Origin of the sequence: Blautia sp. AF19-13LB (assembly GCF_003479105.1) — a bacterium.
Classification (GTDB): domain Bacteria; phylum Bacillota; class Clostridia; order Lachnospirales; family Lachnospiraceae; genus Fusicatenibacter; species Fusicatenibacter saccharivorans.
Window position 1 is genome coordinate 16,169 of the sequence record NZ_QUGO01000020.1, and the last position, 12,720, is coordinate 28,888.

Genomic DNA, 12,720 nt, shown 5'->3' on the forward strand with positions numbered 1-12,720 from the left:
AGTTTATCAGAAGGAGCTTGCACTCCTCCTGATACAAGCAAGTCCCCACCCACTGCTTATTGCTTTTCGCAATGGAAGCAGGGGACTTACTTGATTCGGTTAAATCACCCCGGAAAACAGAAATTTTCATCCTGTTTTCCGGGGTGATTTTTCTTTTTATTCTACTGTATTTCCGTCTGCATCCACAGTCACAGTATTGACTGTTGCATTGTCGAGAACCATATTGATCATGCGCTCCATCATGATATTGCGCACTACCGTATCTTCCCCGTAATAATCATTGGCCGCTTTCAGGAAATCTTCCTGCGACATATTGGCATTGGCTGCCTCGTCGTTTAAGATCTGCTGGTAATCCTGGTCATCTGTCGTCCAGCCTTCTGCCTCTTTTACGGCATCCAGAAGAAGGGCACTTTTTGCCATCGTTCCTGCATACGTTGCTTTCTCCTGATTGTAGGTTGCTCTGTCCGCATACTGCTCCAGATAGTCGTCCAGGGAAATGCCGTAATTCTGAAGATAAGTGGTATACCGTTTATCGTAATCCTCTTCGCCAAGGGTGATATAGGATTTCGGAATTTTGTGAAACGTACAGCCGTCTGCCACCTGCTGCATCGCGTCATTCTGCAGATTATTTTCCGCTGTCGTCTCATTTGCAGCCTCCAGCTCTGCGCGTTTTCCGGCACGGTATTCCTCCACAGTGCTGTAATCTGTATTCTCTGCTACCCATGCATCGTCGAGTTCCCATCCGTCAATGTTTTCTGCCGGGCGGGTAAACGCATTTACCGTAACGGTAAACACAACGTCTTTTCCTGCCAGATCGGTACTCTGATAGCTGTCCGGGAATTTCAGGTTCAGATCCTTTGTCTCCCCTGTTTTCATTCCAATGACACCATCCTCAAATCCATCGATGAAGGTACCGGATCCGATCACCAGATTGTAGGAATCACTGCTTCCGCCGTCAAACTCCTTGCCGTCAACTTTGCCAACATAGGCAATATCGGCGGTGTCGCCTTTTTGTACGGTGGCGTCCGGATCGTCCATGGTGACAGCTGTCTCTGCCATAATGGCCGTCTGTACGTCATCATCCGTTACCTGCTCTACTTTCTTTTCCAGTGTCAGCTTTTTGTAATCTCCAAGCGTTACACACTCTGCCGGATCAACTTCCTCATCGACAACCGGAATCCCGTCTACATCACTCGGGGAAGCGTATTCCTCAGAAGCTGTGCTGTCGGACGATGTGCTGCCTGCGCTCGACGCATCGGATGCTGAGGAAGCGCTTGTGCTGCTTGCGCTTGATACGGAACTGCTGCTTGTTGTATTGTTTTTTCCACATCCGCTCACACTGGCTGCTCCCAGTGTCATGAGCAGAAGCATGACTGCTGCTTTTCTTTTCATTCTTGAATTTTCCTCCATACTACGCCGTTCCCGGCGCGTTGTAAATCTCATTTTACCATACTTGTCTGGTAAAAAAAAGGCTGGGGCTCCGATTTTAGAAATTCTTATGATTTTCAACCGTAAAATCGCCTGGATTGCGCTAAAATGTGTTTGCGTTTTGCCGAAATCAATGTTAGAATGTTCATAGACTGGCATTGTATGTTCCGATGCCCACATTATTTTTTGCAGAGGAGGAATAGAGGGATGAAACCCTGGATTATCGTATTAATCGTATTAGCTGTCATCGCTGTCATCCTTGGTCTGCTGTATTACTTCGGTAAAAAAGCACAGACAAAACAGGCCGCACAGCAGGAACAAATGGAGGCCATGAAACAGACTGTCTCCATGTTGATCATAGATAAGAAAAAGCTTCGCATGAAAGATTCCGGACTCCCACAGATGGTCATTGACCAGACACCGAAAATGATGCGTCGCGCAAAACTGCCGATCGTCAAAGCAAAAGTCGGTCCGAGAATCATGACCCTGATCTGCGACGCTGCTATCTTCGATCAGATCCCGGTAAAAAAAGAAGTCAAGGCTACCGTAAGCGGTATCTATATCACCGGAGTTCGCGGCATCCGCGGTTCTTTAGAGCAGCCGGCAAAGAAAAACGGCTTCTGGCAGAAAATGCTCCGCAAGGCACGCGGCGAGGAGAAATAAAATTTCATCTGAAACAAAAAGAAACACGCTTTGCGTGTTTCTTTTTGCTTTCGCGGCAGTCTCCAAGGTCTCGTGCAAGCCCGGACTTTGGCTCGTTGCTCGCGAAAATACCCGAGTTGAATGATTTTCATTCTTCCCGGGTATTTTTTTATAAATTCAGTTTTCCGCCTTCCCGCGGTCTTACCTCGATATCGATTACGCAGTCCCCCACGTAGCTGTCGTTGATGTCGAGCGCGTATTCTGCCTTCAGTAAAATCTGATCCGGCGTCTCTTTCATTCTGACCTTCGTCGCCGCAACTCCCATGTTGATCATGCCATATGGCGTGTGATAAAACGAAATGTTCTTTTTATCCTCCTCAAAAATCATATGGACATCAATGAGGCCGCGCTTGCGCACCTCGAGGGCGTTTTCCGTAAATTTGATCATGTTGTGCGTCATCATGTCAAAGCCTTCGGTTGCCTCGTCGTAGATCAGAAAGTGATGGCCATTTTTCTTGTAGTACGAACCCGTCGTCATAACCTCCACCGGTTCTTGTTCGCCGGATTCCTCATCCATCAGATACTGCAGTCCGCGGATGCTGATGAGTACGTCTTTTTCCATCCTTTTCTGATGTTCCTCTCTCTTTTCTGTATGTCGTTTTTAATAGTTTTCAATCTGTACCTGTTTCGTATCGCTGATCTGCTCCGGCAGAACGGAATGTGCGAAGGCATTGAACCGCTCCACGCCGTCGCTTGCGAAGAACTGGTATTTTTGACGGCCCAGCTCATCGTTTCCCGGATTCTCCAGATCCAGCTCCCGCAGCAGTCTGCGCAGTGCCTGTGAGGTTTCGTATGCCGGGTTGACGAGTGTTACTTTTTCTCCGACTACTTTCCGCAGCAGAGAACGCAGCAGCGGATAGTGGGTGCATCCCATAATCAGCGTGTCGATGTCTTTATCCAGAATCTCTGCCAGATAGCGGCGCGCCACTTCCTCGGTGATCGGATCTTTTGTCCAGCCCTCTTCCACGAGCGGCACAAACAGCGGACACGGTTTTCCGTAAACGGTGATCGCCGGATCTGCCTCGGTAATGAGCTGCTGGTAGAGGCCGCTCTGAATAGTGCTCTCGGTTGCGATGACGCCGACGCGCTTGTTCTGCGTCGTCTCGACGGCCATCTGTGCGCCCGGTTTTACCACGCCGATGATCGGGAGATCAATCTCTTTTTCGATCGTATCGAGTGCCAGCGCACTTGCGGTGTTGCAGGCGATGACGATTGCCTTGACCTGCTGGGTTTCCAGAAAGTGTACGATCTGACGGGAATAACGGATGACGGTGTTCTTCGATTTGGAACCGTACGGCACACGCGCGGTATCTCCAAAATATACGATTCGTTCGTCGGGCAGGTTTCGCATAATCTCACGCACTACGGTCAGTCCGCCGACACCGGAATCAAAGACGCCGATCGGCGCCTGTCTGTCTGCTTTCATACTTTCCTCCATTTTTCATCCGGCATTACTTTTTTGTCATGCCGAATGGGGTTCATTTCTATATTTAATATATCTGAATTTTTACATTTCTTTTTTCATTTCACGACCCTGGTTAAAATAGGTCGCTGATACATTATTTTAACCCGAATGGAGGAATATTGCAATCATTTCTCTTGAAAGTCTTTCGAAAAATCCGCCTAACGCCAGAAAAACCGGAGCGAAATCCGGTCACTTTTCAGGATTTCGCGGTAGGCGGCGTCACTCAACAGATTCTGCAGCGGAATCCGGCTTTTTTCGACTTTTTCTGCACTTTCGCCGTCCTCGTTTACGGGGCGCAGGGCATCCGAAAAGCAGATGGACGGGTACAGCATGCACCACCAGTTGTGCCCTTTGGCTCTGCCGATGTTGATCTGAAGAGCGTCGTACGTTCCGGCGGGGAGAATATAATTGCCCGTTTCTTTTTCCTCAAAACTGGCTTTTCCGTACGTTACGGTGATATCGTCAGTACTGCCTCCTGCGCGCAGCGTCTGAAGGGCGGCGGCACGGATGGAAGGCTCGTTTTCACGCAGGATTTCTTCGGTTTCTGCTTTTGTTTCGGCTCCGTGCAGGATCGTCTGCAGTTCTTCGGCAACGGCATCGCGTACCTGAAGCTTGATCTGCTGGTCGGAGGCGCAGTCGCTGTTGGCTCTTACGTGAAAGCGCACGATCTTTGCAGCGACTTCCTGCTGCAGACGGGACTCGCGGAGAAGATTGGCGGTTCCGGAAAGGATCAGCGCCGCAATGCAGACGGGGAGCCAGCGGCGGCAGAAAATTTGAAATGCCGCCTGGAATTGACTTCTATGCTGGTTCCCAAATGTATTTCGGGGCTGCGCCTGCCTGTCCCTGGATTTCTTCTGTGTCTGATTTTGATTCCGTTTCCGGCTCTGTACTTTTTTCTCATTCATATGCTGCCTCCTGTTTTTTTCCAGTTTTGCCGGATTTCAAAACTTTTATACACAGACACTCACTACCCGCTCCGATATTCCATACACTTTAAACCTTTTACGGCGCTTTCGGAATCCACAGAATGCTCCTTTCGTTTTCCCACGCATAGCACAAGTCCGCCAGTGTCACCGCCTCTTTTCTTTTCACCCGGTTGTCATAAATTCCGCACAGGTACTCACCGACGGACTCCACCTGTTTTCCGTTCTGCTCCATGATATCTTCTGGTTTTTCTGCGTGAAACAGATAGGCACTGTGCCCAAGCGCACGGTCCTGTTCCAGGTACTTCAACAGTTCTTCCATCCGTCCCCGGTCACTGAGCAGTGCATCGGAAAATACAATCGCCTGGACGTGTCCGGTGTCGAGATCATATTCCTCTGTGCTGTCATATTGCTGCGCAATCTCCTCAAACGTCTCCGCTTCAAAGAACAGCGATGCGGGGTCCTCGTCGGTTCCCTCCTCCTGCTCATCCTTTCCCTGGCCGGTCACCACCGCAAGATTCGCAGGCGCATACCAGACGCGCCATTTACCGCCAGCCGTCTCCTTTTCTCCGCCGCTCTCACTGACCGCCGTCCCGGTTTCTTCCCCAGTTTCACTGTTTTCCGGCGCAGTCGCCTCTTCCGACATATAATCAAAGGCAACCGCCAGTGGATACAGCCGCTTTTCCGGCTCTACTGCCCCGCAGGATGACAGGAAAATCATACTGCCCAGCGCCAGACACACAAGCCGCAGTTTTTTCATATGCTTCTGGCAGAAGCCGAGCAGCACCGTGATGGCAAGGAAAAACGGAAAGTAACCGTATCGGACCGACCAGCCGCTTTCCGCGCATGACAGCAGCCATATAAAAAGCACTGTACCGATCTGTACATAGAGATTCTGCGGTTTCCACAGTCCCGTCTTCTCTCCGATCAGCGATACGTAAAACAGCAGACTTCCCAGTGTGAACAGCAGTCCCATCAAAAGAAATGCCATCCACAGAATATCAAACCGCTCCAGAAATCCACCCGGCAGGCTCGTTCCTGCCATTAACAGTAAGAGCGGGTCCTGCGCCGCAGCCGTGCCGCGCCGGCCGAAAACGCCGAGCAGCGCCATGCTTCCTGCAATTACAAGAAGCCCCGTTTTCCAGATACTCTGCGTCACCGGAAGAATGACACTCCTGTGCTCTTTCTGCACATGCCCCAGTAAAAACGGCAGCAGCGCAATCGGTGTTCCATTTTCCAGTGTTCTCCACACATTCCACCCAAAAAGTATTCCGTTATCCACAATTTCAACAGACTTTGCTGTCTCCCAGGCATCCTCAAACGAGGAAAAATGCATCTGCGGAACCGTCAGCAGAAGCAGAATCAAAATCCCGCCCACAATCCACGGATAGAGTGCTTCCGCCAGCCGTCCTCTTTTCTGTACTTCACTGCCGACACCAAACCCGGCCGCCGCGAGCAGAAACAGTCCGCAGAGCTCCTGCGGTACACCCGCTGTCAGATACGCGGCGGCAAGCTCTGCCATTCTGCGAAGCAGTGTTCCGCCGAGGAAAAGCAGATAACACAGATACATCACTGCCAGAAGGAGTTTCCCAGCCTTTCCCATCACGCTTTCCAGGCGGCAGTAAAGCCCGCCAAGGCGCACGAGATAAATGCACCACACCGCCAGCAGCCCATATCCAACGAAAATCCCTGCCATACCGGGCAGGCCGTCCGATGCGCCGTACGCCGCGAGCTGCCAGAACGCCGGGCAGAGCAGAACGAGCACGATCTGGCGTTCCATCTGGCGCTGTGAAATTCTGTCATTTTCCGAAAACATGCGTCACTCTCCCCTTTCCTGTTTTTCTTCCGGCTCCGCAGCTTTTCTGTTTTTCCGCAGCCGCACTCTCTGATCGCGCTTTGTAAAGACCGGCCGCTCCCGCATCTGATGCAGCGGGGGCCGCCATACGGAATCCTTCGGCGCATGGTAGCCCGCAAGTCCTTTCCCGACGAACGGCATCAGATAGGGAATGCCAAAACTCGTAAGTCCGGCAAGATGACCCGCGAGAAGAAACGTGCCGAGCACCATGCCGAAAATGCCGAGCCATCCGCCGATCAAAATGAAGCCGAACTTCAGCAGCCGGAACGGCGCACCGAACTCTTCGTTCGGAATCGCCAGCGAACAGAGCGCCGAAACCGCAACCACAACGACGGTCATCGGGCTCACCAGATTGGCGGAAACCGCTGCATCTCCGATGATCAGCCCGCCCACAATTCCGATCGTCCCGCCAAGCGGCCCCGGCATGCGCACACCGGCCTCGCGGATCAGTTCAAAAGCAAATTCCATCAGAAGAATTTCCAGAATGCCGGGGAACGGAACGCCTTTCCGCGCTTCGGCGAACGCCAGCAGGAGTTTGGTCGGAAGCACCTGTGTGTGAAAGCCCGTGACAGCCAGGTATCCGCCCGAAATCCACAGGGTGAGAAAGACCGCCGCATACCGCAGCAGCCGCTCAAATGAGACGATCAGAAAATGATGATACCGGTCCTCACTGACCTTTAAAAAGCTGTCAAATGATGCCGGGAAGAGAATCCCGACCGGGGAATTATCACATAAAAGCAGGATTCTTCCGTCCAGAATCTCCATCGCCGCGCGGTCCGGCCGTTCGGTCGTCTCGAAGCGCGGGAACGGCGATTTCCACTGCGGTTCGCAGAGCTGCTCGACCATGCCGCTGTCAAAAACGCCGTCCACCTCCCAGCCGGCAATCTGCTGTTTTACCTCTTCCAGAAATTTCGGATAAATCAGCTCTTTCTCATACACCAGAGCCAGAACCGTATCAGAACGCGCACCAAAATGTATCTCCTCCACTTTCAGATCGGTGGTCCGCAGACGCTTGCGGACGAGTGCCGTGTTGGTTTTGACGGAATCGGAAAAGCCCTCGTTTGAGCCGCGCAGCACTTTTTCGGACTCCGCTTTTTGCACTCCTAAATTGGGATAACCCTTCGATCCGATCTTGACTGCACGGTCATAATGATCCACAAAAAGAATTGCATTTCCCGCAAGCATGGAAGCGAACGCAGCTTCCATAGTGTCAAATTCCAGTGCGTCCGAAATTCCGAGCTGATTTTCCGAGAGAACCCCCGGGATATCTGCCTCGGGAACCTCCATCAGACGGTTCAACAGCTTCCCGATCACGGAATCCTTCAACATAACGCAGCTCACCGCCACTTCTACGTAGATCAGCAGCGCACCGGTTCCGCCCGTTTTGCCGAGTTTCATCGGGCGGATCTGAATATCATCGCAATTTTCACACCATGTACGGATCACGCTTTCATTTTCCGCCAGTGTGAGTGAAATCTGCGTCTTCTCTTTTTCCATGCCTGCGTCCCTCCTTCTCCTCCTTTTGAAAGCTTCCGAAAAACCATCTGGAGAAATATACTCTGCAAAATTTCATAAAAAAACATTCTGTCACGATTTTTTACTCTGTAACAGAATGTTCCTTTTTCGAAATTTTATACGCTTTTATTTTTCTTCTACACCCGTCATGCTCTGGTGATGTACGGTCTGCATAATACTCTCCTGCTGTCGCTCGATATGCTCGCGGATCATCTTCTGTGCGCCTGCAAGATCCCGATTTTTCATACGTTCATAGAGGGCATCGTGCTCCTCGACCAGGGAACGTCGGGATTTTACATCCTTTAAATATTCAATCCGGTAACGGTACATTTGCTCCCGCAGATTGTTCAGCAGCTGAATCAGGCGCTCGTTGTTCGTCGCCTGATAAATCACATCATGGAATGCCACATCTGCCTGTGCAAGCTTCTGCAGATCATCCGTCTCTGTTGTCTCCAGCATTTGTTCAAAGCTGCGCGATGCCTGATAAAGCTTCTGCAGTTCGCTCTCTGTAATCCGCTGACACGCCAGTTTTACCGCCAGCTCCTCGAGTCCGAGCCGCACCTCCAGCACATCGTTCAGATCTTTTTCCGTGATCTGCGCCACCTGTGCACCCTTTCGCGGCACCATGATTACAAGGCCGTCCAGCTCCAGCATACGGATCGCTTCACGGATCGGCGTACGTGAAACGCCGAGCTGATTTGCCAGCCGGATCTCCATCAGCCGTTCACCCGGCTTTAACTCCCCGCGCAGAATCGCCTGGCGCAGCGTGCGGAACACGACATCGCGGAGCGGAAGGTACTGATAATCCTCCATCTGCAGGTCTAACTCATTTTTTGCCATACTTTGTACCTCCCGGTTTTGATACAGTAGTCAGGAATGTCTGTTTCGACAGTCCGCTTATTTTTAACTGATCGCGGGCAAATTCTGCCTTGTCCGGATCGTCGAAAATGCCGAATACGGTCGGGCCGCTGCCGCTCATCATCGCATTGACCGCACCGTTTTTCATCATCTGTGCCTTGATCTCATCGATCACCGGATACGCCGGACACGTCACGGATTCCAGCACATTTCCCATGCGGTCCGTGATGCCGTACAGGTCATGATTTCGGATCGCCTCTACCATGCCGTCGATATCCGGATGCTCCGTCACCTCATCAAGATGCAGGTTTCCATAGACAAATTTCGTCGAAACATTGATGCCCGGTTTTCCGATCAGCACGTAGCACATCGGTACGCCGGGAAGGGATGTCAGCTTTTCGCCGATTCCTTCTGCCAGCGCTGTACCGCGCATCACACAGTACGGAACATCCGCTCCGATCTGCACACCCCGCTCCATCAGCTGGCGTTTTGTCAGACCAAGCTGAAACATGCGGTTAATTCCTACCAGTGCTGCTGCCGCATCCGAGCTTCCGCCCGCCATGCCGGCCGCTACCGGGATAAATTTTGTCAGGTTCATATCGACACCCTGACGGATATCGAATTCATCCATCAGAATCTTTGCCGCTTTGTATACGAGATTTCCGTCATTACACGGAAGGAACGGCAGATTGGTTGTAAGCCTTATTCCGGGTTCTTTGCTCTCCTTTATTTCCAGCTGATCGTACATCTGGATCGTCTGCATTACCATGCGGACTTCATGGTAACCATCCTCTCTTTTTCCGGTCACATCAAGACCAAGATTTATTTTTGCAAGCGCACGCAGTTTCATCGTAGGCACCACCTTCGGTAATGTTTTTTGTATACATAGATATTAATGGATTTTTCTTCTATTTTCAAGCGTTATCTTCTGTTTTTGTACATAATTTTATACAATTCAGTTCAACAGACTTAGAAACGCAGGCGTAAGCAGTGGCTAATGGAAACGAACAAGAACAAAATAAGAGTTTACGAACCTGTCGAAACTTGCTATAATTTTCATCAGATATCAGGGGCAAAAGATCAAAAAGCCGGTGCAAGCTCGCTTGCAAGAGGATTTTTGATCTCTTGACCCCAACATTTTTGCCAGATGCCAGAGCATGTCTGAAAAAAACTTTTCGTAAGCTGCGAATCTCAGATTACGGAAATGATTTTTCAGACATGCTCTAGCTTCTGCGAAGGAAAAGGAAGTAGCTTTTTATGAGTTCACAAAGATCTTATTCATTTTCCCGCCAGGTTCTGGTCAACGGAATCCGCGATGGCATTCCGATCGGGCTTGGCTATTTTGCGGTCTCGTTTTCGCTCGGCATTGCAGCGCGTAAGGCAGGTCTTAGTCCTTTTCAGGGCTTTCTCGCCAGTCTTTTCAACAATGCTTCCGCCGGAGAATACGCTGCCTTTACACTGATTGCCGCCAACGCAGGCTATCTGCAGGTCGCTATCATTACGCTCATCGCCAATGCGCGGTATCTTCTGATGAGCTGTGCGCTTGCCCAGCGTTTTTCACCGGACACGCCGTTTTTCCACCGTTTTCTCATTGGTTACGATGTAACGGATGAACTGTTTGGCATCACAATCGCGCGCCCGGGCTGGCTGAATCCGTATTATACATACGGTGCCATTCTCGTCGCTGCTCCCGCGTGGTCGATCGGCACGGCTCTTGGTATTATTGCCGGAAATCTGCTGCCGCTGCGCGCTGTCAGTGCCTTAAGCGTGGCGCTGTACGGCATGTTCCTTGCAATCATCATTCCCCCGGCGCGAAAGAGCCGTGTGGTAGCGGGTCTTGTTGCCGTCAGCTTTTTCTTAAGCTTTATCTGCAGCTATCTCCCGGGCATCTCCACTCTCTCCGACGGAACCAGAACGATTCTGCTCACCGTTCTGATTTCCTGCGCCGGAGCTATCCTGTTCCCGGTAAAGACAGAGGAGGAAAATGCTGATGTACAATAATTATATCTATATCGCCGTCATGGCTCTGGTTTCCTACACAATCCGGATTCTGCCGCTGACGCTGATTCGGAAGCCGATTAAAAATCAGTTTATTCAGTCGTTTCTGTACTACGTTCCATACGTGACGCTGTCAGTCATGACCTTCCCGGCGATTGTCCATGCAACACAGAGCCCTGTTTCCGGCGCACTCGCGCTTGTCGTCGGCATCGCAGCCGCATGGTTCGGTGCAAGCCTGTTTCAGGTTTCGGTGGCATGCTGTGCCGTGGTGTTTGTGATTGAATTATTTTTGTAATAGAAATGAGCCGCCCTGTGGGAACAATCCTTTTCCCCGGGGCGGCCCGTTTTGTATGTATTACTTTTCTGTTTCTGTTTTTCTGAAATGATAAACGCTGACCGAAGCCGCCGGCAGTGCAATCTGGAAGGAGTCTTTTTCCCGTGCAGGTGCTTTTCCTTCTTTGCAGCGGACTCGGTTCGGATGTCTCGCATCATTGTAGTTCTGCGGATCTTGGGAGTACAGTGTTTTGGCCTCAACAAATTCCGGACACTGTTTGAATTTCAATTCGATTTTCTTTGATTCGCTGTAGCTTGTATTTACGAGGTTGACGTAGATATCATCATTTTTGATCGAAGCAAAGATGCAGACCTCAGGATCTTTGTTCTTTTCCTCAAAGCCAAGCGTATACGCACCCTGATGCACCTGATACATATCGAACACATCGTAGTTTGGTGTCAGAATACAATGCTCACCATCCGTCAGGAACAGGGAATTCAGGACATTGACAGACTGTGCCACACATGCCATGCGCACATCCCCGGTATTGCGGTGGAAGATGTCGAGCGTCAGTGCAGTTGTAACGGCATCACGCATCGTACACTGCTGATACAGCGCCGGGCGCGCATTAAATGCACTGCTGTGCCAGTTGCCCCACTCACCGACAATCAGTTCACATTTTCTCGGTGCCGCCTGGAACGGACCCTCCGGTTTCGGAAGTGCCTCAAGACCAGCGTCTATCAGGCGGCGCTGCTCGTGAATGACATTTTCCAGCTCTTTGCATCCATTGATCACATCATACCACTGTTTCTCATCAAATTTCTTCTCGGTCTGAAGCTGCTTCAGATTCCAGTTGTAAAAATGGAGATCGTAGCCATAGAGAGACGGCATCCGGTATTTTCCCATTTCCTTAAAGAAATCTTTTGTCCACGCAGCACGTTCTTTCGGCTTATTTCCATCCGGGCCGCTGGCGATGCATTTCATGGAAAATGCCTGATCGCCGCCTCCAAACGACGGACAGGAGGAACTGAATTTCCGGTATTCGTTCGCATACATCTGCGGCGTCATTTTTCCACCGCCGTCCCATACTTCATTTCCGATACCCCAGTATTCAATCTCGAACGGTTTTTCATGACCGTTTGTTTTTCGTTCCTGCGAAAGTGCCGTCGGCTCTTTGCGGTTACAGTACTCCATCCACTCTCGCATCTCGGATGGAGAGCCGGTCATCATATTGATATTAAACCATGGCTTCGCGCCGATCATCTCGCAGAATTCCATCATCTCGTGTGTACCGAACTGATTGGGATCCGTCTCGAAAGTACCGAAGTTTTCATTGTATGTAACCGGCCGCTGCTCCCGCGGGCCAATACCATTCCGCCAGTGATACACATCCGCAAAGCATCCGCCCGGCCAGCGGATCACCGGCGGGTGCAGCTTCTGAAATGCATCCACAAGGTCTTTTCGGATTCCATGATAATTCGGAATTTCCGAATCCTCTCCAACCCAGATTCCATCATAAATACAGGAGCCAAGAAACTCGATAAAGTGTCCCTGCAGTTCCGGGTAAATATATTTTTCTCCAGCTAATTTTCGAAACGTAATCTTCTGCATAAAAATCCTCCAAATGAAAGGGTGGTGTGTATTTTTGCTACTTTTCAGTATAGGACACTTTAAAGGAAAATACAATTTATTCTGAAAAGAT

General features: G+C 50.6%; 12 protein-coding genes. 3 read left to right on the top strand and 9 right to left on the bottom strand.

The features are described from left to right. Nucleotides 1-156: 156 nt before the first annotated feature. Nucleotides 157-1,392 carry a trigger factor gene (gene tig / locus DWX32_RS16255; protein ID WP_158579604.1) on the bottom strand — a complete coding sequence of 412 codons (1,236 nt, stop codon included), beginning with the start codon at nt 1,390-1,392 and terminating at the stop codon, nt 157-159. Nucleotides 1,393-1,635: 243 nt separating this feature from the next. Here tig and DWX32_RS16260 point away from each other — a divergent pair, with 243 nt between their 5' ends. Beyond that, nucleotides 1,636-2,091: a hypothetical protein gene (locus tag DWX32_RS16260; RefSeq protein ID WP_117510035.1), complete on the top strand. Its 456-nt coding sequence runs from the start codon at nt 1,636-1,638 to the stop codon at nt 2,089-2,091. A gap of 148 nt (nt 2,092-2,239) precedes the next feature. Here the strand turns inward: DWX32_RS16260 and DWX32_RS16265 are convergent, their stop codons facing one another. From DWX32_RS16265 to ispE, 7 genes are all read right to left on the bottom strand, one after another. After that, nucleotides 2,240-2,692, bottom strand: a complete 453-nt coding sequence (locus tag DWX32_RS16265; protein WP_022462143.1) for a DUF1934 domain-containing protein — start codon at nt 2,690-2,692, stop codon at nt 2,240-2,242. Between the two features lie 39 nt (nt 2,693-2,731). Further along, nucleotides 2,732-3,556, bottom strand: coding sequence for a glutamate racemase (murI, locus tag DWX32_RS16270; RefSeq protein ID WP_055221779.1), 825 nt, complete (start codon nt 3,554-3,556; stop codon nt 2,732-2,734). A gap of 197 nt (nt 3,557-3,753) precedes the next feature. Then, nucleotides 3,754-4,500, bottom strand: a complete 747-nt coding sequence (gene spoIIR, locus DWX32_RS16275; RefSeq protein ID WP_118660609.1) for a stage II sporulation protein R — start codon at nt 4,498-4,500, stop codon at nt 3,754-3,756. Nucleotides 4,501-4,597: 97 nt separating this feature from the next. Then, the gene (locus DWX32_RS16280) at nt 4,598-6,334 is read right to left on the bottom strand and encodes a GerAB/ArcD/ProY family transporter (RefSeq protein WP_118660611.1); all 1,737 of its coding nucleotides are present in this window, start codon (nt 6,332-6,334) and stop codon (nt 4,598-4,600) included. 3 nt (nt 6,335-6,337) lie between these two features. Then, complete coding sequence (locus tag DWX32_RS16285) at nt 6,338-7,870, bottom strand: spore germination protein (RefSeq protein WP_118660613.1); 1,533 nt, start codon at nt 7,868-7,870, stop codon at nt 6,338-6,340. Nucleotides 7,871-8,014: 144 nt separating this feature from the next. Further along, a complete protein-coding gene (locus tag DWX32_RS16290; protein WP_055221789.1) occupies nt 8,015-8,728 on the bottom strand; it encodes a GntR family transcriptional regulator in 714 nt (237 codons plus the stop codon). After that, nucleotides 8,715-9,596, bottom strand: coding sequence for a 4-(cytidine 5'-diphospho)-2-C-methyl-D-erythritol kinase (gene ispE / locus DWX32_RS16295; RefSeq protein ID WP_055226230.1), 882 nt, complete (start codon nt 9,594-9,596; stop codon nt 8,715-8,717). Before ispE ends, DWX32_RS16290 begins: the two co-directional genes overlap by 14 nt. 407 nt (nt 9,597-10,003) lie before the next feature. Between ispE and DWX32_RS16300 the strand changes: the two genes are divergently transcribed. Both DWX32_RS16300 and DWX32_RS16305 read left to right on the top strand, forming a co-directional pair. Then, on the top strand, nt 10,004-10,747 hold the full coding sequence (locus DWX32_RS16300; RefSeq protein ID WP_022462149.1) for an AzlC family ABC transporter permease: 744 nt from the start codon (nt 10,004-10,006) through the stop codon (nt 10,745-10,747). After that, complete coding sequence (locus DWX32_RS16305) at nt 10,737-11,039, top strand: AzlD domain-containing protein (RefSeq protein WP_330410127.1); 303 nt, start codon at nt 10,737-10,739, stop codon at nt 11,037-11,039. The genes DWX32_RS16300 and DWX32_RS16305 overlap by 11 nt, the downstream gene beginning before the upstream one ends. 60 nt (nt 11,040-11,099) lie before the next feature. Here DWX32_RS16305 and DWX32_RS16310 read toward each other — a convergent pair whose 3' ends face one another. Further along, a complete protein-coding gene (locus DWX32_RS16310) occupies nt 11,100-12,629 on the bottom strand; it encodes an alpha-N-arabinofuranosidase (protein ID WP_118660615.1) in 1,530 nt (509 codons plus the stop codon). Nucleotides 12,630-12,720 lie beyond the last annotated feature (91 nt).

Coding starts and splice junctions, on each gene's coding strand:
- tig (WP_158579604.1), bottom strand. CDS start 1,392: ATGAAAAGAAAAGCAGCAGTCATGCTTCTGCTCATGACACTGGGAGCA.
- DWX32_RS16260 (WP_117510035.1), top strand. CDS start 1,636: ATGAAACCCTGGATTATCGTATTAATCGTATTAGCTGTCATCGCTGTC.
- DWX32_RS16265 (WP_022462143.1), bottom strand. CDS start 2,692: ATGGAAAAAGACGTACTCATCAGCATCCGCGGACTGCAGTATCTGATG.
- murI (WP_055221779.1), bottom strand. CDS start 3,556: ATGAAAGCAGACAGACAGGCGCCGATCGGCGTCTTTGATTCCGGTGTC.
- spoIIR (WP_118660609.1), bottom strand. CDS start 4,500: ATGAATGAGAAAAAAGTACAGAGCCGGAAACGGAATCAAAATCAGACA.
- DWX32_RS16280 (WP_118660611.1), bottom strand. CDS start 6,334: ATGTTTTCGGAAAATGACAGAATTTCACAGCGCCAGATGGAACGCCAG.
- DWX32_RS16285 (WP_118660613.1), bottom strand. CDS start 7,870: ATGGAAAAAGAGAAGACGCAGATTTCACTCACACTGGCGGAAAATGAA.
- DWX32_RS16290 (WP_055221789.1), bottom strand. CDS start 8,728: ATGGCAAAAAATGAGTTAGACCTGCAGATGGAGGATTATCAGTACCTT.
- ispE (WP_055226230.1), bottom strand. CDS start 9,596: ATGAAACTGCGTGCGCTTGCAAAAATAAATCTTGGTCTTGATGTGACC.
- DWX32_RS16300 (WP_022462149.1), top strand. CDS start 10,004: ATGAGTTCACAAAGATCTTATTCATTTTCCCGCCAGGTTCTGGTCAAC.
- DWX32_RS16305 (WP_330410127.1), top strand. CDS start 10,737: ATGTACAATAATTATATCTATATCGCCGTCATGGCTCTGGTTTCCTAC.
- DWX32_RS16310 (WP_118660615.1), bottom strand. CDS start 12,629: ATGCAGAAGATTACGTTTCGAAAATTAGCTGGAGAAAAATATATTTAC.